Origin of the sequence: Streptomyces sp. NPDC048417, assembly GCF_040651615.1 — a bacterium.
In the GTDB taxonomy this organism is placed as follows: Bacteria; Actinomycetota; Actinomycetes; order Streptomycetales; family Streptomycetaceae; genus Streptomyces.
In genome coordinates, this window is sequence record NZ_JBEZKI010000033.1 from 110,204 (window position 1) to 132,520 (window position 22,317).

20 protein-coding genes and 1 pseudogene are annotated in these 22,317 nt (G+C 72.2%); 14 read left to right on the top strand and 7 right to left on the bottom strand.

All coding sequences use genetic code 11. The annotated features are described in order from the left end of the window. The first annotated feature begins 23 nt into the window (after positions 1 to 23). Entirely contained in the window at positions 24 to 671 is a 648-nt protein-coding gene (locus AB0D59_RS40460; RefSeq protein ID WP_362576223.1) for a TetR/AcrR family transcriptional regulator, read from the top strand. Positions 672 to 832: 161 nt separating this feature from the next. Continuing rightward, the gene (locus AB0D59_RS40465) at positions 833 to 1,987 is read left to right on the top strand and encodes an MFS transporter (RefSeq protein ID WP_362576225.1); all 1,155 of its coding nucleotides are present in this window, start codon (positions 833 to 835) and stop codon (positions 1,985 to 1,987) included. Between the two features lie 42 nt (positions 1,988 to 2,029). Here AB0D59_RS40465 and AB0D59_RS40470 read toward each other — a convergent pair whose 3' ends face one another. After that, the gene (locus tag AB0D59_RS40470; RefSeq protein WP_362576227.1) at positions 2,030 to 3,649 is read right to left on the bottom strand and encodes an alpha/beta-hydrolase family protein; all 1,620 of its coding nucleotides are present in this window, start codon (positions 3,647 to 3,649) and stop codon (positions 2,030 to 2,032) included. Positions 3,650 to 3,965: 316 nt separating this feature from the next. Here AB0D59_RS40470 and AB0D59_RS40475 point away from each other — a divergent pair. From AB0D59_RS40475 to AB0D59_RS40485, 3 genes and pseudogenes are all read left to right on the top strand, one after another. Continuing rightward, positions 3,966 to 4,496 (top strand): annotated as a pseudogene (locus AB0D59_RS40475) (arginine deiminase family protein); the annotation flags it as partial. Positions 4,497 to 4,561: 65 nt separating this feature from the next. After that, the gene (locus AB0D59_RS40480) at positions 4,562 to 5,272 is read left to right on the top strand and encodes a CPBP family intramembrane glutamic endopeptidase (protein WP_362576229.1); all 711 of its coding nucleotides are present in this window, start codon (positions 4,562 to 4,564) and stop codon (positions 5,270 to 5,272) included. Between the two features lie 120 nt (positions 5,273 to 5,392). Beyond that, a complete protein-coding gene (locus tag AB0D59_RS40485) occupies positions 5,393 to 6,127 on the top strand; it encodes a maleylpyruvate isomerase family mycothiol-dependent enzyme (protein WP_362576231.1) in 735 nt (244 codons plus the stop codon). Between the two features lie 283 nt (positions 6,128 to 6,410). On the opposite strand, the gene AB0D59_RS40490 is transcribed toward AB0D59_RS40485, so the two are convergent. Next, the gene (locus tag AB0D59_RS40490; RefSeq protein ID WP_362576233.1) at positions 6,411 to 6,803 is read right to left on the bottom strand and encodes a MarR family transcriptional regulator; all 393 of its coding nucleotides are present in this window, start codon (positions 6,801 to 6,803) and stop codon (positions 6,411 to 6,413) included. Positions 6,804 to 6,889: 86 nt separating this feature from the next. Here AB0D59_RS40490 and AB0D59_RS40495 point away from each other — a divergent pair, with 86 nt between their 5' ends. After that, on the top strand, positions 6,890 to 8,374 hold the full coding sequence (locus tag AB0D59_RS40495; protein WP_362576234.1) for an MFS transporter: 1,485 nt from the start codon (positions 6,890 to 6,892) through the stop codon (positions 8,372 to 8,374). A 96-nt stretch (positions 8,375 to 8,470) separates the two neighbouring features. On the opposite strand, the gene AB0D59_RS40500 is transcribed toward AB0D59_RS40495, so the two are convergent. After that, positions 8,471 to 9,184, bottom strand: a complete 714-nt coding sequence (locus tag AB0D59_RS40500) for a GntR family transcriptional regulator (RefSeq protein WP_362576236.1) — start codon at positions 9,182 to 9,184, stop codon at positions 8,471 to 8,473. A gap of 68 nt (positions 9,185 to 9,252) precedes the next feature. On the opposite strand from AB0D59_RS40500, the gene manD reads away from it, so the two are divergent. The 6 genes from manD to eda all read left to right on the top strand — a co-directional run bounded on the left by manD (position 9,253) and on the right by eda (position 16,161). Then, positions 9,253 to 10,503 carry a D-mannonate dehydratase ManD gene (gene manD / locus AB0D59_RS40505; RefSeq protein ID WP_362576238.1) on the top strand — a complete coding sequence of 417 codons (1,251 nt, stop codon included), beginning with the start codon at positions 9,253 to 9,255 and terminating at the stop codon, positions 10,501 to 10,503. After that, positions 10,500 to 11,939, top strand: a complete 1,440-nt coding sequence (locus tag AB0D59_RS40510) for a mannitol dehydrogenase family protein (RefSeq protein WP_362576240.1) — start codon at positions 10,500 to 10,502, stop codon at positions 11,937 to 11,939. Before manD ends, AB0D59_RS40510 begins: the two co-directional genes overlap by 4 nt. Positions 11,940 to 12,055: 116 nt before the next feature. After that, on the top strand, positions 12,056 to 13,450 hold the full coding sequence (locus AB0D59_RS40515) for an MFS transporter (protein WP_362576241.1): 1,395 nt from the start codon (positions 12,056 to 12,058) through the stop codon (positions 13,448 to 13,450). After that, positions 13,447 to 14,508 (top strand): L-idonate 5-dehydrogenase, encoded by a 1,062-nt coding sequence (locus AB0D59_RS40520; protein WP_362576243.1) that lies wholly within the window; start codon positions 13,447 to 13,449, stop codon positions 14,506 to 14,508. The genes AB0D59_RS40515 and AB0D59_RS40520 overlap by 4 nt, the downstream gene beginning before the upstream one ends. 25 nt (positions 14,509 to 14,533) lie before the next feature. After that, positions 14,534 to 15,505 carry a sugar kinase gene (locus AB0D59_RS40525; RefSeq protein WP_362576245.1) on the top strand — a complete coding sequence of 324 codons (972 nt, stop codon included), beginning with the start codon at positions 14,534 to 14,536 and terminating at the stop codon, positions 15,503 to 15,505. A 26-nt stretch (positions 15,506 to 15,531) separates the two neighbouring features. Beyond that, positions 15,532 to 16,161 (top strand): bifunctional 4-hydroxy-2-oxoglutarate aldolase/2-dehydro-3-deoxy-phosphogluconate aldolase, encoded by a 630-nt coding sequence (gene eda, locus AB0D59_RS40530; protein WP_362576247.1) that lies wholly within the window; start codon positions 15,532 to 15,534, stop codon positions 16,159 to 16,161. A 72-nt stretch (positions 16,162 to 16,233) separates the two neighbouring features. On the opposite strand, the gene AB0D59_RS40535 is transcribed toward eda, so the two are convergent. From AB0D59_RS40535 to AB0D59_RS40545, 3 genes are all read right to left on the bottom strand, one after another. Next, positions 16,234 to 16,899 (bottom strand): response regulator transcription factor, encoded by a 666-nt coding sequence (locus tag AB0D59_RS40535; protein WP_362576249.1) that lies wholly within the window; start codon positions 16,897 to 16,899, stop codon positions 16,234 to 16,236. After that, a complete protein-coding gene (locus tag AB0D59_RS40540) occupies positions 16,896 to 18,128 on the bottom strand; it encodes a sensor histidine kinase (RefSeq protein WP_362576250.1) in 1,233 nt (410 codons plus the stop codon). Before AB0D59_RS40540 ends, AB0D59_RS40535 begins: the two co-directional genes overlap by 4 nt. A gap of 165 nt (positions 18,129 to 18,293) precedes the next feature. After that, positions 18,294 to 18,944 carry a TetR/AcrR family transcriptional regulator gene (locus tag AB0D59_RS40545; protein WP_362576252.1) on the bottom strand — a complete coding sequence of 217 codons (651 nt, stop codon included), beginning with the start codon at positions 18,942 to 18,944 and terminating at the stop codon, positions 18,294 to 18,296. Between the two features lie 323 nt (positions 18,945 to 19,267). Here AB0D59_RS40545 and AB0D59_RS40550 point away from each other — a divergent pair, with 323 nt between their 5' ends. Continuing rightward, on the top strand, positions 19,268 to 20,353 hold the full coding sequence (locus AB0D59_RS40550; protein ID WP_362576253.1) for a medium chain dehydrogenase/reductase family protein: 1,086 nt from the start codon (positions 19,268 to 19,270) through the stop codon (positions 20,351 to 20,353). 346 nt (positions 20,354 to 20,699) lie between these two features. Here the strand turns inward: AB0D59_RS40550 and AB0D59_RS40555 are convergent, their stop codons facing one another. Then, complete coding sequence (locus tag AB0D59_RS40555; protein ID WP_362576255.1) at positions 20,700 to 21,068, bottom strand: transposase; 369 nt, start codon at positions 21,066 to 21,068, stop codon at positions 20,700 to 20,702. Here AB0D59_RS40555 and AB0D59_RS40560 point away from each other — a divergent pair. After that, positions 21,067 to 22,311, top strand: a complete 1,245-nt coding sequence (locus tag AB0D59_RS40560; protein ID WP_362576257.1) for an RNA-guided endonuclease TnpB family protein — start codon at positions 21,067 to 21,069, stop codon at positions 22,309 to 22,311. The genes AB0D59_RS40555 and AB0D59_RS40560 overlap by 2 nt on opposite strands. The last annotated feature ends 6 nt before the right edge of the window (positions 22,312 to 22,317 follow it).

Here is a 22,317-nt window from a genome sequence, read left to right on the forward strand (position 1 = left end):
ACGTTCAGATTCAGGAGCCCTGGGTGACCGAGCAGCCCGCCGAGGAGAACGCGGTCGTCCTGCGCCGGACACCCCGACAGGCCCGCAGCAAGGCCCGGTTGGCACGGGTGCTGAAGGCCGCGGAGCGCGTTCTGGTCAGCGAGGGCGTTCAGGCGCTGACCACGACCCGGGTGGCAGCGGAGGCCAAGGTGTCGGTCGGCTCGCTGTACCAGTACCTGCCCGACCGGGACGCGATCATCGACGCGCTGGCGGCGACGTACTTCTCCCGGCTCGAAGAGGTGATGGACGACCTCGTCCGCGCAGCGGCCGCCGAGCGCTGGGACGACCCGGTGGGCGTGCTCATCGACGGCTTCGCGGCGCTCTACCGCGCCGAACACGGCTTCCGGGCCCTGTGGTTCGGCAACGGCCTGACCGACCGGACCCGGGAGGCGGACCGCGAGCACAAGCGCCGGATGGCCGACGGAGTGCGCCGGACACTGCTCGCGCTCGGGGTCGTCGGCGACACGGAGGCACTCGGCCGGGCCTGCCAGGCCGCCGTCCTCGCCGCCGACGCCCTCGCCCAGGAGGCCTTCCGCCGCGATCCCGAGGGCGACACGGCCCTCCTCGACGAGGCGAAGCTGATGCTGCGCGGCTACCTGGCGGCAATCACGGAGCACCACAGAAACGCCTGAACGGGTACGCCCGACGGGCACGCCGGGCCGCGTGTCACCGGAACAGGTCACCTGGAACACGGCGGCCACCACAACAACCGACGCTCCCCTTGCGGCACCCCGGCGCACCCTCCTACGCTCATTTTGTGCCGCTAATAAACAAAACCCGTTCGCACAGCGTCGTGCCGGGTAGCACCGCCGCCCTCACCCGGCTCCGTGTCGCCATCACCGCGCTCTTCGCCATGGACGGCTTCGTCTTCGCCGGCTGGGTGGTCCGGATCCCCGACATCAAGCACCAGACCCACGCCTCGGTCGGCGCGCTGGGGCTCGCGCTGCTCGGCGTCTCGGCCGGCGCCGTGATCACCATGACCCTCACGGGCCGGCTCTGCCGGCGGTACGGCAGCCACCCGGTGACGCTGATCTGCGCGACCCTGCTCTCGCTGAGCGTCGCGTTGCCCCCGCTCACCCACTCGGTGGCGGCACTCGGCGCCGTACTGCTCGTGTTCGGCGCCGCGTACGGAGGTCTGAACGTGGCCTTCAACAGCGCGGCCGTCGACCTGGTCGCCGCCCTGGGGCGCCCGATCATGCCGAGTTTCCATGCGGCGTTCAGCCTGGGCGGCATGATCGGGGCGGGGCTGGGCGGCCTGGTCGCCGGCTCCCTCTCCCCCACGCGCCACCTGCTCGCCCTCACCGTGATCGGCCTGCTGGTCACGGCCGCCACCGCCCCGACGCTGCTGCGGTACGACACCCCGGTCCCCCGCACCGAGCGGCCCACCGACGCCGCCGCCCCGCGCCGCCTGGACACCCGTACCCGCCGCATGGTGCTCGTCTTCGGCCTGATCGCCCTGTGCACGGCGTACGGCGAGGGGGCGATGGCCGACTGGGGCGCGCTCCATCTCCGGCAGGACCTGGACGCCTCGCCGGGTCTCGCGGCGGCCGGTTACACGTGTTTCGCGCTGGCCATGACCATCGGCCGGGCGAGCGGCACGAGGCTCCTGGAGCGGCTCGGCCGGTCCAGGACCGTGGTCTTCGGCGGCGGGACGGCCGCGGCCGGCATGCTCCTCGGGTCCCTCGCCCCCTGGATCTGGGCGACACTGCTCGGCTTCGCGATCACGGGGCTGGGACTGGCCAACCTGTTCCCGGTGGCGGTGGAGCGAGCGGGTGCGCTGGCCGGTCCCTCGGGTGTCGCCACGGCGTCCACGCTCGGGTACGGCGGCATGCTGCTGGGCCCGCCGGCGATCGGTTTCATCGCCGGCTGGACGTCACTGTCGGCGGCGCTGACGAGCGTGGCGGTGCTGGCGGGGATCGCCACGCTGATAGGCGCGACGAGCAAGTGACGGACCGGGGAGACGGGGCTGTGCCGGTGAGGCGCCCGCTCCTCAGTCCAGCAGGCCCGGTTCCCATACCGATTCCAGCAGGCCGGACAGTCGCGCCGTGTCGGCTGCCGTCCAGCCCGGTGGCCGCGTGATCTCCACCCACGCGCTCGTCGGCATCGTGCCGTAGCGGTGGCCGTATCCGTCCGGCACGCTGTCCGCGCCGGCCAGGTCGCAGGCCACCTGCCAGAACGTGAGCAGCGGGTACCAGCGCATCGCCGGTGAGACGTCCCGGGCGCGGGGGCGGTCCAGCCAGTCCGGTTGGTGGAAGGCCAGGCCGGGTGACCACCAGACGACGGGGTCGGAGCCGTTCTGGAGGTAGACCGCGCGGGGCTCTCCCCAGGGCGCGGGCGGGATGCCGTAGTCCGCCGGCACCTGCGCGAAGCGCACCTGTGCACCGTCGTCGACCACCGGCCGCCACTCGGGGCTGCCCGGCCGCCGTTCCGCGGTGACCCGCTTCCACAGGGGGTTGTCGTAGGTCGGCCCGACGAACAGCGCGCCGTCGGTCTTCGAGGTGAGGGTGGCCAGGGAGCCGTCGAGGGCGGACTCCATGGAGAAGGAGCCGAGGCTCTCGCCGTAGACGAGGAGCCGGGGGCGGGAGTCGGCCGGGAGGGTCCGCCACTTGGCGTAGACGGCGTCGAAGAGGGCCCGCCCGGTGTCGGCGGCCTCGTCCTCGGTGAGCGCGGAGACCCAGCTGGGCAGGTAGGAGTACTGCATGGCGACCTGGGCGGTGTCGCCGTCCCACATGTACTCCAGGGGTTTGCTGCCCTGGTCGTTGATCCAGCCGGTGCCGGTGGTGCCCAGCACCGCGAGGATCTTCCGGGAGAAGCCGCCGGTGCGTTCGAGTTCGCGTACGGCGAGGGCGGCGCGTTCGTCGAGGGTGTCGGCGGTGCGCAGGCCGACGTAGACACGTACCGGGTCCTTGGCCGGCCGGCCGGTGAAGGCGGTGATGTCGGCGCGGGTCGTGGCCCTGCCGACGAAGTCGCGGCCCCGGGCGCCGAGGGTGTCCCAGTGGGCGGCGGACCGGGAAGTGCCGGAGAGGGTGGGCAGGCCGGGCTGGTGGACGCCCTCGGTGGTGCCCTGGTCGGCGAGGGACGCAGCGCTCTCGATGGCGTCCAGCGCCCCGCGCAGCAGGAAGCCCTGGACGACGCCGACGATCACGAACGCGACGAGGGCGACCCCGGTGGCGTACGCGACCGGGCGCGGGACGTGGACGCCGAGCGGGCGCGCGACGAAGCGGGTGCCGAGCCGTACCGTACGGCCGATCAGGAGCAGCACCGCGCCGACGAGCACGGCGACGACCGGGACCAGCGCCCACTGCCACCAGACCACCCGCGGGGGCAGGGTGACCGCGCGCCGGACCTCGCCCTCCCAGTGGACGCTCCAGGCGGTGACGGCGACCACCGCGGCCGCCCCGAGGGCCCCGAGGGCCGCCCAGAGGATCCTGCGGACGCGCGGACGGATCCGGAAGCCGGCCCAGCGGAGCAGAAACCGGGCGAGTGTCTCCAGTAGTGCGCCGACGGCGTATCCGACGACCGCCGAGACGCCGGCGACGAGTCCCTGGAGCCACCACGCGCGCGGGAGCAGGGACGGGGTGAGGGAGAGGCAGTAGCACAGGACCGCCACGGCGATTCCGCACCAGCACGGCCGCCGCCGAACCACCCGGCCGGGGCCGGCGTGCCGGCGCACCCGTTCCGTCATCCGCCGGGTCCAGTGCCTCGTACGATTCAGAGTCCTGCCCGCAACACCCACTTGGCCACCTCGGCACCACGATCGGCCACCGCACCCGCCGCCGCATCCGGACGGTCCCCGCGGCCATCCCCTTGGGTGACAAAAGGTGCAGAGCGCCCGGGGACGTCCCATCGTGGTGGGCATGGCCCAGGCCCAGACGACCGAGAGTCCCCGCTGCGCGCCGCCTGCGGCCAACCTGACGCCGACCGGGCCGGTCGGCCATGGCGTCGCCCTGATGGGCATGAGCGAGCGCACCTCGCGGCAGGCCGTCACCCAGGTCGCCAAGGCACCCTTCGGCAACGGGGCGGCCCAGCACGTGATCATCGCCGGGATGCCCGAGCTGCGGTCCGCAATGCACCTCGACACGGTGTTCACCTTCGCCGACCGCGACCTCGTCACCCTCTACCCGGACATCTTGGAAGGGGTGCACACCTTCTCCCTGCGGCCCGGCGACAGGGCGCCCGGTACAGAGGTGGCCGCCGAGGGCACCACCCCGTTCGTCGACGTGGTCGCCAAGGCGCTGGGGCGGCCGGAGTTGTGCGTCGTCGAGACCGGCGGTGACGTGTACGCCTCCGAGCGGCAGCAGTGGGGCAGCGGCGACAACGCGGTCGCGCTGGAGCCGGGCGTGGCCTTCTCCTACGACCGCAACACCCGGACCAACACCCCGCTGCGCAAGGCGGGCGTCGAGGTCATCACCATCGTCGGCGCCGAACCGGGCCGGGGGCGGGGGGGGGGGGGGCACGGCGAGAGAGCCCCCCCCCCCGGCCCCCCGGCGGAGGGGAGAACCCCCCCGGCCCGGACCCGGAGATGCCGGCCTCCCGGCTCCCCACCCGGGCCGCACTGGTGGCGGCGGTGACCGTGCTGGTGGCGGCCAACCTGCTGGACAACCGCTGGGCCCGGTCCTGGATCCTGCTGACCGCGGTCGTCGCCTCGGCGGCCCTGGTGGCGCTGCTGTTCTGCGCCGGGGGCGACTGGTCGGAGCTGGGGCTGGGCCGGAACACGCTGGCGGACGGGGCGCGTTGGGCGGTCGCACTGATCGGGATCGTCGCGGCGGTCTATCTGTGCGGGGCGCTTCTCCCGGTGACCCGGGGACTGTTCGCGGACCAGCGGACCAACGCGCTGAGCGGTGCGGAGATCGCCTTCAAGGCGCTGGTCGCGGTGCCCGTGGGGACCGTACTGCTGGAGGAGATCGCCTTCCGCGGGGTGCTGTTCGCGCTGCTGCGCCGACTGCACACGGCGACGACGGCCGCAGTCCTGTCCTCCGTCCTGTTCGGCCTCTGGCACATCCTGCCCTCGCTGAACCTCAACAAGGACAAGCCGACGCTGGGTTCGCTCTTCGGGCAGTCGGTCGCCGGGGCGGTCCTGGTGGACATCGGGGCCGTGCTGTTCACCGCCGTGGCCGGCTGTCTGCTGTGCTGGCTGCGTGACCGCAGCGGCTCCCTGCTGGCGCCGATGGCCCTGCACTGGGCGGTCAACGCACTGGGCTACGCGGTGGGATTCCTGCTGCGCCAGGGCTGACGCGCGGCGGCCCACAGCGCTCGCACAGCACACGCCGGGCCTGCCGCGCTGACACAGCGGACCGCGCAGCGGACCGGGGCCTGCCGCGCCGGCGTGCGCCGTATCGGGCAGACTCGCGGCATGGAGACTGCCGAGTACCTTCAGATCCTGGACCGGGAGGGCCGGTCGCTGGCCGCGGCCGCCGTGGCGGCCGGCATCGACGCCGAGGTGCCGACCTGCCCGGACTGGCGGGTGCGGGACCTGCTACGGCACACGGGCACCATCCACCGGTGGGCCGCCGGTGTCGTCGCCGACGCCCATCCCGGCCCCAGGCCCATCCCCGATCCGCCCGACCTCGACGGCACCGAACTGATCACCTGGTTCCAGGACGGCCACCGCGACCTCGTCGACACCCTGGCCGGTGCGCCGCGGAACGTGACGTGCTGGACCTTCCACCCCGCCCCCGTCCCCTCACCGCTCACGTTCTGGCTGCGCCGGCAGGCCCATGAGACGACCGTCCACCGGTACGACGCCGAGGCCGCCCGGGGCGGGCCGACGTCCCCGATCGCGACGGACTTCGCGGTCGACGGCATCGACGAACTGCTGCGCGGCTTCCACGCCCGCTCCCACAGCCGGGTCCGCTCCGAATACCCGCGGGTGCTCCAGGTGCGCGCCGCGGACCGGGACGTGGTCTGGACCGTACGGCTGTCGGAGCAGCCGCCCGTCACGGAACTCGGCGCACTCCATGAGGCGACGGCCGAACTCTCCGGTCCTGCCGACGAGTTGTACCTGGCGCTGTGGAACCGGGTACCGGTGCCCAAGGTGATCGGCGACCTGGAACTGGCCGATCTGTGGCGCACCAGGTCCCGGATCTGACCGCCGGTCAGACCGCAGACGAGATCCTCGAACGCCTCGCCAGTTATCTGAACAGAATTCCTGACTCAGAAGACTAGGGCCTGTCTGACAATTCCCGTCTGCCTCACGACGCCACGCACGTTCCCCCACCGGCTTGAGGGCGTGGGAGGTGCCCCCACTCGCCGCACCGGGCGCAGACCCAAGTACGTCCAGTACGAGGGCCTACGCCCGGCACGGCGAGAGCACGCACCCCTGACGCCGCGAGGCCGCCCTCCGGGCGACGACGGGAATGGTCAGACAGGCCCTAGCCGGCCAGCATCCGGGTGAGCACCGCGCGCTGTACCGGGAGCACCTCGCCGTGCAGGGCGCGCCCCTTGCCCGTGAGCGCCACCCGCACACCCCGCCGGTCCTCCGGGCACATGGCCCGCTCGACCAGGCCGTCCTTCTCCAGCCGGGCGACCAGCCGGGACAGCGCGCTCTGGCTGAGGTGCACCCGCTCGGCGATCTCCTGGACGCGGTAGCTGCAACTGCCGTCGGTCGCCGGACCGTCGGAGAGCAGGTCGAGGACCTCGAAGTCACTGGCGCACAGCCCGTGGCCGTGCAGGGCGCGGTCGAGTTCGCACTGGGTCCGGGCGTGCAGGGCCAGCATGTCCCGCCACTGCTCCACGAGTGCCTGCTCGGGCTTCTTCGCCGCCATTCCGGCACCGTAGCAGAGAAACGAGATTGTTGCGTCGTAATTAAATGCGCTTGCATTCGATGTATGTGCATGTAGTGTCTGTGGGCATGACCTCTCCGCTCACCGCCCCTGCTCCCGAGGGACGCTGGACTCCCCGCCTCTGGGGCACCCTGCTGGTGCTCTGCGCCGCGATGTTCCTGGACGCCCTGGACGTCTCGATGGTCGGCGTCGCGCTGCCGTCGATCGGCTCCGACCTGCACCTGTCGACCTCGACGCTGCAATGGATCGTCAGCGGCTACATCCTGGGCTACGGCGGCCTGCTGCTGCTCGGCGGCCGGACCGCCGACCTGCTGGGCCGCCGCCAGGTGTTCCTCGTGGCCCTCGGCGTCTTCGCGCTCGCCTCGCTGCTCGGCGGCCTGGTCGACTCGGGCCCGCTGCTGATCGCCAGCCGCTTCATCAAGGGCCTGAGCGCGGCCTTCACCGCTCCGGCCGGGCTCTCGATCATCACGACCACGTTCCCGGAGGGCCCGCTGCGCAACCGCGCCCTCGCCATCTACACCACCTGCGCGGCCACCGGCTTCTCCATGGGCCTGGTGCTGTCCGGCCTGCTCACCGAGGCCAGCTGGCGCCTCACCATGCTGCTGCCCGCCCCCATCGCCCTGATCGCGCTGGTCGCCGGTCTCAGGCTGCTGCCGCGCAGCGCCCGCGAACGCGACCACAACGGCTACGACATCCCCGGCGCGATCCTCGGTACCGCCTCCATGCTGCTCCTGGTGTTCACCGTGGTGGAGGCCCCGCAGGTGGGCTGGGCCTCGGCCCGTACCCTGCTGTCCTTCCTGGCGGTCGCCGTGCTGCTGACCGTCTTCGTCCGGGTCGAACGCCGCTCCCCCGGCCCGCTCATCCGGCTCGGCGTGCTGCGCTCGGGCAACCAGATCCGCGCCCAGCTCGGCGCGGTCGCCTTCTTCGGCTCCTACGTCGGCTTCCAGTTCCTGACCACCCTGTACATGCAGTCCCTGCTCGGCTGGTCTGCGCTGCACACCGCCCTGGCCTTCCTGCCCGCGGGCGCGCTCGTGGCGGTGTCCTCGACCAAGGTCGGTGCGATCGTGGACCGCTTCGGCACCCCGCGGCTGATCGCGGCGGGCTTCGCGTTCATGGTGCTCGGATACGCCCTGTTCCTGCGCGTCGACCTGGATCCGGTGTACGCGGCGGTGATCCTGCCGTCGATGCTGCTGATCGGCGCGGCCTGCGCGCTGGTCTTCCCCTCGCTCAACATCCAGGCCACCAACGGGGTCGACGACCACGAGCAGGGCATGGTCTCCGGGCTCCTCAACACCTCGGTGCAGGTGGGTGGCGCGATCTTCCTGGCGGTCGTGACGGCCGTGGTCACCGCGGGCGCCCCGGCGCACGCGACCCCGCAGGCGATGCTCGACAGCTACCGCCCGGGCTTCATGGTGGTCGCGGGCGTGGCCCTGGCCGGCCTCCTGATCACCCTGACGGGACTGCGCCGGCGTAGCGGCGGGCCGTCGGTCGTCGTCGCCGAGTCCGCCGTCGTGCGGGAGGCGCAGGGGGAGCGGGTGCCGGTTCGCGACTAGGACCGCGGGCCCGGTCCGCCGTTCGTACCCGTCAGGGGTGCCGCACGCCTTCGGGGGTGCGGCACCCCTCGATCCATGTCGGCCGCGGTACGGCGCTCACTCCCAGACCACGACGTTGCGGCGCACCGGCACCGTCGAGACGCCGGTGGCGAAGAGTTCGGGCGAATGGGCGCGGATGCGCTCGATGTCGTTGAAGACGGCACGCAGGTGCGCGCGCATGGCGGCCCGGGCGAGCGCGACGTCACCGCCGACGACCGCCGCGAAGATCTCGTGGTGCTGTTCGGTGAAGACGGCCGGGGACTCGTTCTCGTGCAGGCCGAGGCGGCGGGCCCGGTCCAGGTGCCCCTTGGCCGCCGCGACGGTGGTCCAGACGTTGCCGTGTCCGCTGAGCCGCATCAGGCCCTGGTGGAAGGCCTCGTCCAGGGCGAAGAACTCCTCCAGGCCGAGGCCGGCACCGCGCTGGCGCTCCAGGTTGTCCCGCAGTTCCCCGACGACGTCGGTGTCGAGCCGCTCGGGCAGGTCCTCCAGGGATGCGAGTTCCACCGCCTCCCGCAGGAACTGCGCGTCGGCCACCTGCCCCGGGTCCACCCGGGACACGAACGATCCGACCTTCGGGAAGACCTGCACCAGCCCCTCCTGGGCCAGCATGATCAGACTCTCGCGCACCGGGGTGCGGCTGACGCCCAGGGACGCGGCGATCTCGTTCTCCGACAGCGCGGCGCCCGGGGCGAGTTCAAGGGTCAGGACCATCTGACGCAGCTTCAGGTAGATGTCGCGCCGACTCGTCCGTCGCCCGTTCGATTGAGCCATGTACACATCCTACGTAGCGCTTCCGTCGGCCGTAGCAGCGGAAAGGGTATTGCCCACCTGTACGACAGATGCTTGTATACAAGTACTGCACGACAGGATGGGAGCCGCAAGTGAGCAAGATCGAACGGGCCGAGGTGCTCATCTCCTCACCGGGACGGACGTTCGTCACGCTGCGCATCACCACCTCGGACGGGGTGACCGGACTAGGCGACGCCACACTCAACGGACGTGAGCTGGCCGTCGCGAGCTACCTGCGCGACCACGTGGTCCCGCTGCTGATCGGCCGTGACCCGGCCCGCGTCGAGGACATGTGGCAGTACCTCTACAAGGGCGCCTACTGGCGGCGCGGACCTGTGACGATGACCGCGATCTCCGCCGTCGACACCGCTCTGTGGGACATCAAGGGCAAGGTCGCCGGACTGCCCGTCTACCAGCTCCTCGGTGGCCGCTCCCGCGACGGCGTGCTGGTCTACTCGCACGCCAGCGGCACCGACGTGCCCTCGCTCCTCGACGACGTCGAGCGCTATCTGGAGCTGGGCTACAAGGCCGTACGCGCGCAGGCCGCCGTGCCCGGCGTCGGCGGGACGTACGGCGTGCGCAAGGGCGCCGTCTACGAGCCCGCCGCGACCGACCTGCCCGAGGAACAGCCGTGGGACACCGAGGCCTACCTCGGCTTCGCGCCCACCTACCTGGAGGCCGTGCGGGAACGCTTCGGCTTCGGCTTCCACCTCCTGCACGACGTGCACCACCGGCTGACCCCGATCGAGGCGGCCCGGTTCGGCAAGAGCGTCGAGGGCTGCCGGCTGTTCTGGATGGAGGATCCGACCCCGGCCGAGAACCAGGAGTCCTTCCGGCTCATCCGCGAGCACACGACCACGCCGATCGCGGTCGGCGAGGTCATGAACTCGATCTGGGACGTCCAGCACCTGATCAGCGCACAGCTCATCGACTACGTCCGCACGACCGTCGCGCACGCCGGCGGGATCACCCATCTGCGCCGGATCTTCGACCTCGCCGCGCTGCACCAGGTACGCACCGGCTCGCACGGAGCGACCGACCTGTCCCCCGTCAGCATGGCCGCCGCCGTCCACCTCGACATCGCCGTGCCCAACTTCGGCATCCAGGAGTACATGGGCCACCCCGCCGAGACCGCCGAGGTGTTCCGCACGGGCGTCACCTACGCCGACGGCATGCTCCAGCCGAGCGAGGAGCCGGGCCTCGGCGTCGCGTACGACGACAAGGCCGCCGAGCGCTTCCCCTACCAGCGGCGCTACCTCCCGGTGGCGCGCCGCCTCGACGGCTCGGTGCACGACTGGTGAGCGCCTCGCTGAACCGTACGACGGTCTCCCGGCTCCCCGCCGCTCTGCGGCCCGCGGTCGATCCGGCCGAACTGCGCACCCGCGTCGTCCACTTCGGCCTCGGCGCCTTCCACCGGGCCCACCAGGCCGTCTACACCGAGCAGGCCGCCGCCCGCTCCGGCGAGCCCTGGGGCATCACCGCCGTCGCGCCGCGCTCGGCCCGGACCGTCTCCGCCCTGCGTGACCAGGACTGCCTGTACTCGCTCACCGAACGCCGGCCGGAGGGCAATCGCACCCGCGTCGTCGGTTCGGTCGTCGGAGCGCTGGCCATGGGGCCCGACGCGAAGGCCGTCGACGCCCTGCTCGCCGACCCCGAGGTGACCGTGGTGACCCTGACGGTGACCGAGAAGGGCTACCACCGGTCGCCGCGGACGGGCGGACTGGACACCGAGGCCGCGCCGGTCGCCGCCGATCTCCGGGCCGGGTCCGACGGCCTCCTCACCACGGTGGTCGGGCGGCTCGCCGCCGGTCTGGCGGCGCGGATGCGCGCGGGCGCGCCCCCGATCAGCGTCGTGTCGTGCGACAACATGGCGGACAACGGTGCCGCGTTGGCTCGGGTCGTCCACGACTTCGTGCGGACGTCCGCCTGGCCGGACCGTTCGGAGGTCCTGGACCGGATGGCCGGCGCCGTCGCCTTTCCCGCGACGGTCGTGGACCGTATCGTGCCCGCGACCGGCGACGCCGACCGCGCCTTCGCCGACGCCGCGCTCGGGGTGCGGGACGCCCTGCCGGTGACGGCGGAACCGTACCGGCAGTGGGTGCTGCAGGACTCCTTCGCCGCTCCCCGACCGCCCTGGGAACGGGACGGCGCCCTGTTCGTACCGGACGTGACGCCCTATCAGCTCACCAAGCTGCGCCTGCTGAACGGCTCCCACTCCGCGCTCGCCCACCTCGGCGCGGCAGCGGGACTGACGACGGTCGCCGAGGCCATGGCGGCGGACTGGGGCGAACGCCTGGTACGGACGCTGTGCGCGGAGGTCGCCCCCACGCTCCCCGCCGGCGGCCCCGATCCGGTCGGCTACGCCGACGACCTCGTCGTACGGTTCCGCAATCCCGCGATGCGCCACCTGCTGCGGCAGATCGGCTCCGACGCGTCGCTCAAGGTCACGGAACGCTGGCTGCCCGCCCTGCGCACCCTGCGCGCGGCAGGCAGCAGCGCACCGGTTCTCGAACTCGCCCTCGCCGCCTGGGCGTTCGGCACCAGCCGCGCCGACGCGGCCGCCGACCCCGCGGCCGCTTCCCTCGCCGCCTGCGGGGGGCCGGCGATCCGCCCCGCCGATTCGGTACGTGCGCTGCTGCGCGTCATCGGCGCTGCGGACCTGGCGGACGACGACGTCCTCACCGCGGCCGTCGCGGACCGGCTCCCGGCCCTGCGGGCCGGACACATCGAGATCTGAGCCCCACACCCCCGCAACACCCCCGCGCAGACGCCCCCCACACCTCCGCTTCAGTCGCCTTCCAGCCCCTTCCACCCCCTTCCGTCCCCTTCCGTCCCCGAACAACGGAGTTCACGATGAAGGACAGCGTCATAGCCGCTCAGCAGACGCACCCAGCCGACCGCACCGCCGGCGACCTGGCCCGGGCCGCCGTCTCCGGCTGGCTCGGCACGGCCATGGAGTTCATGGACTTCCAGCTCTACTCGCTGGCCGCCGCGATCGTCTTCAACAAGATCTTCTTCCCGGACGTCAGCCCCGCCATCGGGCTCATCGCCGCCATGGCCACGTACGGCGTCGGATACGTCGCCCGGCTGGCCGGCGCCGTCTACTTCGGGCGGATGGGCGACCGGATCGGCCGCAAGAAGGTGCTGTACCTCACCATCCTGCTGATGGGCGCCTCCACCACGCTCATCGGCGCCCTGCCGACCTACGCCGCCGTCGGCATCCTCGCACCGGTCCTGCTGGTGGTGCTGCGGCTGATCCAGGGCTTCGGGGCCGGCGCCGAGATCGCCGGTGCGACGGTGCTGCTGGCCGAGTACGCGCCCGCGAAGCGACGCGGTCTGATCTCCTCACTGGTGTCGCTCGGCACCAACTCCGGCACGCTCGCCGCCTCCGGGCTGTGGGCGGTCCTGCTGGGCGTGCTCAGCGAGGACCAACTGCTGTCCTGGGGCTGGCGGCTGCCCTTCCTGCTGAGCTTCGTGCTGATGGTGTTCGCGTTCTGGCTGCGCCGTGGTCTCAAGGAGAGCCCGGTCTTCGAGGAGCGGGCCGACGTGGTGGACGGAGTGGCACTGGCCAAGGACGAGGTCGAGTCCGTGATCGCCCGGGCCGACGAGGCCGAGGGCAGTGTGCTGGCCGCCGGCATCCGGCAGCGCAAGGGCAAGGCGTTCTTCCTCGCGCTGGGGTTGCGCTTCGGGCAGGCCGGCAACTCCGGGCTGGTGCAGACGTTCCTGGTCGGCTACATCGCCACCAACCTGGCGGTGGGCCGGTCGGTCCCGACGGACGCGATCGTCTACGGCTCGCTGCTCGGCTTCGCCACCGTGCCGCTCGTCGGCCTGCTCGGCGACCGCTTCGGGCGCCGCGCCCTCTACCTCACGCTCACCGCGCTGACGGTCGTGATCGCCTTCCCGGTGATGCTCCTGATCACCTCCGGTTCGACGCCGGGCGTGATGCTCGGCATGGTCCTCGGGCTGAACGTCGGCGTCCTCGGCCTGTTCTCGCTGGAGAGCGTCACCATGGCCGAACTCTTCGGCGCCCGTACCCGGTTCACGCAGCTCGCCCTCGCCAAGGAGATCGGCGGCATCCTGGCGACCGCGATCGGCCCGGTCCTCGCGGCGGGCCTGACGGCCGTCACCGGCAGCTGGTGGCCGATCGCCGCGATGCTCATCGTCTACTCACTCATCACCTTCGTCAGCGCGTTGCTCGCGCCCGAGACCCGCGGACGCGACCTGGTCCGCCTGGAGGACGCCGTATGAACACCCTGGTGGCAGCGGACCGGATGCGCGCCGTCGTCGTGCACGGCCCCGGCGACCTGCGCATCGACGAACGGGAGCGGCCGATGCCCGGCCCGGGCGAGGTGCTGCTGGCGCTGGAGTGGGGCGGGATCTGCGGATCCGACATCGCCTACTGGAAGAAGGGGGCGTCCGGCACCGCCGCGCTCACGCATCCGCTGGTGCTCGGGCACGAGTTCGCGGGCCGGATCGCCGGCCTCGGCGACGGGGTCACCGGTCTCACCGAGGGGCAGCCCGTCACCGTCCACCCGGCCCAGCTCGTCGGCGACCACGCCCTCCCCGAGCGCATCGCCGGGCGCACCAACTTGCACCCGCGCGTCCGCTACTTCGGCTCGGCGGCCTTCGACCCGCACACCGACGGCGGTTTCAGCGAGTACCGGACGGTGCCCGCGGCGCAGATCCGGCCGCTGCCGGACGGCGTCGACACCCAACAGGGCGCCCTCGCCGAGCCGTTGGCCGTCGCCCTGCACGCCGTCGGCCGAGCGCCAGCGCTGCGCGGCCGTACGGTCCTGGTCAACGGCTGCGGGCCGATCGGCTCGCTGGTCGTCGCCGCCGCCCGGCACCGCGGCGCGGGCACGATCCTCGCGGCGGACCCGGCCCCGTCGTCCTTGCGCGTCGCCCGCGCGGTGGGCGCCGACGAGACCGTCGACCTCTCCCGCGGTGAAGCACTGCCCGAGGACGTCGACGTGGTCTTCGAGGCGTCCGGCGCCCCGGCCGCGCTCGGACCGGTACTGCGGGCCACAGCCAGGGGCGGCACCCTCGTCCAGGTCGGCAACCTGCCCGGTACGGCCGTAGCCGCCGCCCTCGGCGACCTGGTGACCCGGGAGATCACCTGGATCGGTTCGTACCGCTTCGTCGAGGAGATCGACGACGCCCTGCGCGCCCTGCGGGACGGCCTGGACGTCACCCCGCTGATCACCCACCGCTTCCCGCTGGAACGGGCCGAGGAGGCACTCGCCGTCGCCGCCGACCCGGCGAGCGGCAGCAGCAAGGTGATGCTGCGGCTCGCGGCCGACTCCTGACGCCCACCCCTTTTCTGGAGCAACCGTGTCCTCTGACCGTCAAGACCAGCCGGCCGACGTGGTGTGCGTCGGCGAGACCATGGCCGTCCTCAGCCCGCCGGACGCCCGCCCGCTCGCCGAGCAGTCCGCACTCGGCCTCGGCATCGGCGGCGCCGAGTCCAACGTCGCCTGCGCACTGGCCGGCCTCGGGCACCGCGCGGCCTGGCTGAGCCGCGTCGGCGACGATCCGTTCGGCCGCCGTATCCTCGCGGAACTCGGCGCGCGGGGCGTGGACGTGAGCGCCGTACAGACCGATCCGGAGCGGCCGACCGGTGTCTACTTCAAGGACCCCGGTCCGGACGGCACCCGCACGCACTACTACCGGCGTGGATCGGCCGCGACCCGGATGGGACCGGAACTCGCCGCCCACCCCGCCCTCCGCCGGGCCCGCGTCGTGCACCTGTCGGGCGTCGCCGCCGCCCTCTCCGACAGTTGCGTCCAACTGCTGGAGGCCCTGCTCGGCGGCCGGCGCGGACCGCTCGTGTCCTTCGACGTGAACCACCGGCCCGCGCTCTGGCGCGACGGCGACGCGGCACCCGGGCTGCTGGCCCTGGCCCGCGCCGCCGACATCGTGTTCGTCGGACGCGACGAGGCCGAAGACCTGTGGGGGACCGCCCGTCCCGACGACATCGCGGCCCTGCTCGGCCCGGCGCCGCTCGTCGTCGTCAAGGACGCGGAGCACGGGGCGACCTCGTACGCCGAGGGGAAGCGCACGTTCGTGCCGTCACTGCCGACCAAGGTGGTCGAACCCGTCGGCGCGGGGGACGCGTTCGCGGCCGGCTACCTGGCCGGCGTCCTGGAGGACCGCGACGAACGCTCCCGGCTGCGCCTGGGCCATCTCGCGGCCGCCGCGGCCCTGCGCACCAGGGACGACGTGCCGGTCATGCCGCCGCGCACGGAGACCGACCGCTTCCTCGCCCTGGACGACGACGCCTGGGTCGCCGCGGCACCCCGCTGAAGCACACCGAAGGAGAACTCCCGCCCATGAAGACCGACTTCCTTCCCCAGCTGTCCAAGGACCGGGTGATCGCGGTGGTCCGCGCGCCGGAGATCCCCGACGCCGCCGCGCTGTGCGCGGCGCTGCGGGCCGGCGGCATCCGCTGGATCGAGTTCACGCGCACCACGCCCTCCCTCGCCTCCCATCTGCGCCGGGCCGTCGCCGACGACGCCGACGGCATCGGCGCGGGCACCGTGATGACCGCCGCGCAGGCCGCGGAACTGATCGACGCGGGCGCCCGCTACCTCGTCACCCCCGGCTGCCGCCCCGAGGTCGTCGAGGTGGCCGCGGCGGCGGGCGTGCCGGTCGTGCTGGGCGCCCTGACACCGACGGAGGTCGGGCTGGCCCTCGACCTGGGCGCCGACGCGGTGAAGATCTTCCCGGCGCGCGCCTTCGGCCCCGGCTACCTGCGCGACCTGGCCGGACCCTTCCCCGACGTGCCGCTGGTGGCCTCGGGCGGCGTCGACGCGGGCAACGCGGCCGGATTCCTGGCCGCCGGCGCCCGCGCGGTGTGCGCCGGTTCGCAGGTCGTGCCGCCCGCCGTGGTGGCCGCCGGCGACTGGCCGGAGATCACCCGGCGGGCCCGCGACTTCACCGAGGCGCTGGCCGGGCGTTAGAGCCCCGGTCCCCAGGCACTGCGGACCGGCTGCCCGGCGGGGTGTCCGTGGGTGTCCGCCCCGTTGTTCCCGTCAGCCCAGCCAGCCCGGCCGCACCAACCCCGACTCGTAGGCCAGGACGACCAGTTGGGCCCGGTCGCGGGCACCCAGCTTGACCATCGCGCGGCTCACATGGGTCTTCGCGGTGAGGGGGCTGACGACCAGGCGGCGGGCAATCTCGTCGTTGGACAGGCCCATGCCGACCAGGGCCATCACCTCCCTTTCCCGTTCGGTGAGTTGGGCAAGGGCGTCGGCGGCGGCCGGCTCCTTGGAACGGGCCGCGAACTCCGCGATCAGCCGGCGGGTCACCCCCGGCGACAGCAGCGCGTCCCCGCCCACCACCGCCCTGACGGCGCGCACGAGTTCCTCCGGTTCGGTGTCCTTGACCAGAAAGCCCGAGGCACCGGAACGGATCGCCTCGAAGACGTACTCGTCCAGCTCGAACGTCGTCAGCATGACCACCTTGACGTCCCCCAGCTCCTCCTCCGCGGTGATACGGCGGGTCGCCGCCAGGCCGTCGAGACGCGGCATGCGGATGTCCATCAGGACGACGTCCGGGCGCAGTTCACGCACCTCACGCAGCGCCTCCTCGCCGTCCGCCGCCTCTCCGGCCACCTCGATGTCCGGCTGCGCGTCCAGCAGCGCCCGGAAACCGGCCCGCACCAGCGACTGGTCGTCGGCGAGCAGTACCCGGATCATCGGTCCTCCCGGTCGTCCAAGGGCAGTACGGCCAGCACCCCGAAGCCGCCGTCGGCGCGCGGTCCCGCCTCGATCGTGCCACCCAGCGCGGCCGCCCGCTCCCGCATCCCCGCCAGCCCGTTCCCGCTGCCGCCCGCGTCCGCGCCGGTCGCGGGACCGTCGTCGTCGATCCGCAACCGCAGCTCCCCTCCGCCGTGTTCGAGCCGCACGCGCGCGTGCCGCGAACCCGAGTGCCGTACGACGTTGGTGAGCGCCTCCTGCACGATGCGGAAGGCGGCCAGGTCGGCGCCGGGCGGCAGCCGCGGCGACTCCCCCTCCACCGCCACGGTGAGTCCGGCGCTCGCCGCCTGTTCGACCAGTTCCGGCAACCGCCCGAGGCCCGGAGCGGGCGCGCGCGGCGCGTCTCCCGGAGCGCGCAAGGTGTCGAGCACCTGACGGACCTCGCCGAGCGCCTCCTTGCTGGCGGCCTTGATGGTGGTGAGCGCGGACCGGGCCTGCTCGGGGTCGGAGTCCAGCAGCGCGAGCCCCATGGCCGCCTGGACGTTGATGACCGAGATGCTGTGCGCCAGGACGTCGTGCAACTCGCGGGCGATGCGCAGCCGTTCCGCGTCCGCCCGGCGCCGGGCCGCCTGGGCGCGGTCGGTCCGCTCCCGCGCCCACTGCTCGCGCCGCAGCCGGACCAGCTCGGCCAGGGAGACGATGATCAGCACCCACGTGGCGATGATCGTCTCCTTGCCGAGGTTCGCACCCGTGTCGCCCGGCGGCGGCAGCCGACGGTACAGCCAGAGCGAGATCAGCAGGTGACCGCCCCACAGCATGCCGACGGCAGCCCAGGCAGCCCGGCGGCGCCCGGCGACGACGGCACTGAAGCAGGCCACGGCGACGGCCGCGAAAACCGGTCCGTACGGGTAGCCGGCCGCGAGGTAGACCAGGGCGAGCCCCGCCGTGCCGAACACCACGGGCACCGGGTGCCGGTGCCGCCACAGCAGCAGCGCGCACGCGGCGAGGAGCAGCAGGCGGGCGTACACGTCGAGGGGTTCGCGGTGCGGCTGCTGGTGGGCGGCGAAGTTCGAGCCCACCAGCACGAGCACGGTGAACGGGACGGTGGTGCGCCACGGCAGCCGGCCGCGCGCCGGCTCGTCCACGCCGTCGTCGGCGCGCTGCCACCACGGGGGCCCGTAGTGCCACCAGTGCGCAGGGCCGCGCTCCCGTACCCGCTGCTCGTCCATGTCCGCCACGCTAGACGGCGCCGGCCCGCGCGAGCGTCAGCCCGGCGAGGTGATCACGCGTACTCCCCGGGAAGTAGGCCGCCGGGCGCGTTGCGACGTGGTGAGGTGGCATGGCGTGCTGTGGGGTGGCGTGCCGCGGGGTGGGATGCGGCGGGCGGGGTGGGGTCAGCGGCCGGATGCCAGTTCCGCCACCTCGGCGTCGAACAGCCGCTCCGGGTCGAAGCCCATGCCCGCGAACTGCCCGGCAAGTTCGAGGGAGAGCACACCGTGCATCCGGGTCCAGAACGCCAACGCCCGGCGCAGCACCCCCGGCGACGCGGGGTGGCCATCGGCCCACTGGCGGTGCTGGGCGAGATGCGCGGTGAAGCCGGCGGAGGCGGGTGCCTCGGGCTCGGCCGCCGCACAGACGTCGAGCAGCGCGGCCATGATCTCCCGGGCGATGGCGGTGATGTCGTCGGGCGCGTGATATCCGGGCACTGGCGTGCCGTAGACGAGGAAGTACCGCTGAGGGTCGTCGAGGGCCCAGCGGCGCAGGGCACGCGCGAGGCCCTCGATGCCGGCCCGGGAGTCGGCGGCAGCCCGGAAGGTGCCGGCCAGGCTGCGGTAGGCGTCCCGGATCAGCTCGGTGATCAGCTCGTCCCGGCTGCCGAAGTAACGGTAGAGGGCGGGGCCGCTCATGCCCAGTTCCTTGGCGATCGCATTCAGGGACAGGCCCGACGCGCCGGACTTAGCGATCTGCTTCCAGGCGCGCGCCTTGATGTCGGCCCGCACCTGGCTCCGGTACCGCTCGCGGGGGCTCACCGCTTCTGCCGCCATGACCTGCACGCTCCTCTCGCTGCCGCCCTCTCGGTCTCCCGATTCCCGGGCGTCCGGGCGTCCGGGCGTCCCGGGCGCTTCAGGTTGCCGGGTTTCCGAGGCTCTGACCTTGCCTCTGACTTTCAGGGTGGTGTTCTCCGATGGTTCCGACCGTTTCAACCTATCACTCTCAAGACGGCATCTAACAGAAGTTAGCGCACCCCGATACGCGATAACTTGACACTTAAGCGTGTGCCAGTCATGTTAGTTATAGCTTGTAACGGAAGCGAGTACCTCTCTCGCTTGCGACTGCGCCCACTAGGGAGATCGTCATGGAGGTCGTCATGGAAACCGCAGGAACCGCAGCACCCAAGGGCACCGCAGCCGACACCCAGCTCGTCGAGGTCGTCCTGCCGGGCATAGTGGAGCCCGAAGGTCTGCAGATCCGGCGCGGCGAGATCCCTGTTCCGGGCGCCGGCCGGATCGTCGTGCGCATGGAGGCCACCGGCGTCTCCTTCGCGGAGCAGCAGATGCGCCGCGGCCGCTACTACGACCAGCCGCCGTTCCCCTTCGTCCCGGGCTACGACCTGGTCGGCACGGTGCTCACGGCCGGCGAGGGGGTCGCGGCCGGGCTCGTCGGCAAGCGGGTGGCGGCCCTGGTCAAGGTGGGCGGCTGGGCCAGTCACGTCGTGCTCGACGCGGCCGACGCCGTGGAGGTTCCGGCCGGTGTCGGCGCGGCGGAGGCCGAGACGCTGGTCGTCAACGGCATCACCGCCTGGCAGATGCTCCACCGCAAGGCCAGGGTGCGGCAGGGCGGGACGATCCTGGTGCACGGCGCCAACGGCGGGGTCGGCACGGTCCTCGTCCAGCTCGCGCGCGCGGCGGGCCTGCACGTCATCGGCACGGCCTCCGCCCGTCACCACGACGCCCTGCGGGACCTGGGCGTCACCCCGGTCGACTACCGCGCCGAGGACGTCCCGGCCCGGGTCCGTGAACTGGCACCCGGCGGTGTCGATGCCGTCTTCGACCACCTCGGCGGGCGCAGCGTCATCGACTCCTGGCAGCTCCTCGCCCCGGGCGGCACCCTGGTCGCCTACGGCAGTGCCACCACCCGGGACGACTCGGGCTCCAAGCAGCTGCCCGTACTCAAGATCCTCGGCCGGGTGTGGCTGTGGAACGCGCTGCCCAACGGCCGGCACGCCTACTTCTTCAACGTCTGGGAGGGCCGCGCCCTCGGCAAGGACCGCTTCCGGGCCCGACTGAGCGCCGACCTCACCCAGGTGTTCGAGTCCCTCCAGCGCGGCGAGGTCACCGCCCGCATCGCCGCCCGGCTGCCCCTCACCCGGGCCGCCGAGGCCTTGCGGCTCGCCGAGTCCGGGACGGTCGCCGGCAAGGTCGTACTCGTCCCGGAAGACGGCGCCGGTACGTAGTCCGCACAGACACGGTGACGGCCGTCAGCACCGTGACAACCGTCAGCACCGTGACAACCGTCGGCGCAGTGACGACCGTCAGCTCAGCGACCGCCCTCCATGAACGCCCCCGTCGTCCGCAAAGGCGGGCTCAGGTCGAGGCAGCGGCGCCCATGTCACCCCGTTCATCGGAGCCCGCTACCGGAATTCATTCGCAGTGCATCGGCCTTCAGGCCGGTGGCGAAGCGAATCTGATGGTGGCGACGCGGAGCGTCGCGGATTCAGGTCCGGCGGAGCCGGACACCGCAGTTCCTCGCCTGCGGTGCGGAGCGTCGCGCGGGCTGGTCCCGGCGGAGCCGGGCGGTGCTCACACCGGCCGGTTCTGCTGTTCGATGTACTGCCTGACCACGGAGAGCGGGGCGCCACCGACGGTTCCGGCGAAGTAGGAGCCGGACCACAGCTTGCTGGCCCGCCAGTAGTGGCGCACCAGGTCGGGGAACTTCTCGGCGCAAGCGGCGGGAGGAGACGCCCTTGAGGGAGTTGACCACTCGCACTCGAAGTCCGTACACACCGACCGCATGATCTCTTCCATACGCCTCAAGTAGGCATCGGTGAACACCTTGTGCCGGAACCTGGTCACGAAGACCAAATGGACGTGCATCACGAAAGTGCAGTGCCTACCAGCTCTGATCTTCTGCATGTCGCCCATAACCCAAGTACGTATCGTGATCGTCATGCAGCTCCGGTACTCCTTCGGGTTGCACCCGGACACCGGCCAACAGAGGTCGTTGGCGAGGGCGTTCGGGTGCGCCCGTGTCGTGTTCGACGACGCGGTCCGCGCCCATGAGGAGGACAAAGCGGCCAAGCAGCCGTTCCCCAGGGCCGCAGAGCTGTCCAAGAGGCTGATCACCGAGGCGAAGCAGACGGTGGAGCGGTCCTGGCTGGGCGAGGTGTCCGCGGTGGTGCTCCAGCAGTCCCTGCGGGACGTCGAGACTGCGTACCGCAACTTCTTCGCCTCCCTCAAGGGCGATCGCAAGGGGCCCAAGATCGGTGCTCCCCGTTTCAAGTCCCGCAAGGACAGCCGTCAGTCGATCCGGTTCACCGCCAACGCCCGCTGGTCCATCACCGACAAAGGGCGCCTGAACCTGCCGAAGATCGGCACGGTGAAAGTGAAGTGGTCCCGGACCCTGCCCAGCACACCCTCCTCCGTCACCGTCATCAAGGACGCGGCCGGCAGGTATTTCGCCTCCTTCGTCATCGACACCGACCCCGCCGCCGACCAGGCACGGATGCCCGAAACCGACCGCACCATCGGCATCGACCTCGGCCTCACCCTCCCCCAGACTCCGTCGACCCCCATCGCGGTCCTGTCCGACGGCACGAAGATCGACTCCCCGAGGTTCCTGCGGCGCGCGGAGAAGAAGCCGAAGAAGGCCCAGCGGGAGCTGTCCCGTAAGCAGAAGGGAAGCAAGAACCGCGAAAAGGCCCGCCTGAAGGTCGCCCGCGCCCACGCCAGAGTTGCCGACGCACGCCGCGAGTTCCACCACCAGCTCTCCACCAGGCTGATCTCCGAGAACCAAGGGATCGCCGTGGAGGACCTGTCGGTGGCGGGACTGGCCCGCACCAGGCTGGCCAAGTCCGTGCACGACGCCGGATGGTCCTCGTTCGTCAGCATGCTGGAGTACAAAGCGGCCCGGTACGGGCGGACCCTGGTCAGGATCGGCCGGTTCGAGCCGACCTCCCAGACCTGCTCGACCTGCGGCGTCAAGGACGGGCCCAAACCCCTGAACGTGCGGGAATGGACCTGTACCGCCTGCGGCAGCGTCCACGACCGGGACCACAATGCCGCACTCAACGTGAAGACGGCCGCCGGACTGGCGGTATCAGCCGGCGGAGCGCCGGTAAGACCAGGAGCAATCCCGGCACAGCGCGAAGAAACAGGAAGCCACGGATTCCCGGCCCAAGCCCGTGCCGCGTAGCGGCAC

Excerpts from the sequence above, each read along its gene's own strand:
- AB0D59_RS40480 (WP_362576229.1), top strand. The coding sequence starts at position 4,562 with ATGCCGGCCTCCCGGCTCCCCACCCGGGCCGCACTGGTGGCGGCGGTG.
- AB0D59_RS40485 (WP_362576231.1), top strand. The coding sequence starts at position 5,393 with ATGGAGACTGCCGAGTACCTTCAGATCCTGGACCGGGAGGGCCGGTCG.
- AB0D59_RS40490 (WP_362576233.1), bottom strand. The coding sequence starts at position 6,803 with ATGGCGGCGAAGAAGCCCGAGCAGGCACTCGTGGAGCAGTGGCGGGAC.
- AB0D59_RS40495 (WP_362576234.1), top strand. The coding sequence starts at position 6,890 with ATGACCTCTCCGCTCACCGCCCCTGCTCCCGAGGGACGCTGGACTCCC.
- AB0D59_RS40500 (WP_362576236.1), bottom strand. The coding sequence starts at position 9,184 with ATGGCTCAATCGAACGGGCGACGGACGAGTCGGCGCGACATCTACCTG.
- manD (WP_362576238.1), top strand. The coding sequence starts at position 9,253 with ATGCTTGTATACAAGTACTGCACGACAGGATGGGAGCCGCAAGTGAGC.
- AB0D59_RS40515 (WP_362576241.1), top strand. The coding sequence starts at position 12,056 with ATGAAGGACAGCGTCATAGCCGCTCAGCAGACGCACCCAGCCGACCGC.
- AB0D59_RS40520 (WP_362576243.1), top strand. The coding sequence starts at position 13,447 with ATGAACACCCTGGTGGCAGCGGACCGGATGCGCGCCGTCGTCGTGCAC.
- eda (WP_362576247.1), top strand. The coding sequence starts at position 15,532 with ATGAAGACCGACTTCCTTCCCCAGCTGTCCAAGGACCGGGTGATCGCG.
- AB0D59_RS40535 (WP_362576249.1), bottom strand. The coding sequence starts at position 16,899 with ATGATCCGGGTACTGCTCGCCGACGACCAGTCGCTGGTGCGGGCCGGT.
- AB0D59_RS40540 (WP_362576250.1), bottom strand. The coding sequence starts at position 18,128 with ATGGACGAGCAGCGGGTACGGGAGCGCGGCCCTGCGCACTGGTGGCAC.
- AB0D59_RS40545 (WP_362576252.1), bottom strand. The coding sequence starts at position 18,944 with ATGGCGGCAGAAGCGGTGAGCCCCCGCGAGCGGTACCGGAGCCAGGTG.
- AB0D59_RS40550 (WP_362576253.1), top strand. The coding sequence starts at position 19,268 with ATGGAAACCGCAGGAACCGCAGCACCCAAGGGCACCGCAGCCGACACC.
- AB0D59_RS40560 (WP_362576257.1), top strand. The coding sequence starts at position 21,067 with ATGCAGCTCCGGTACTCCTTCGGGTTGCACCCGGACACCGGCCAACAG.
- AB0D59_RS40555 (WP_362576255.1), bottom strand. The coding sequence starts at position 21,068 with ATGACGATCACGATACGTACTTGGGTTATGGGCGACATGCAGAAGATC.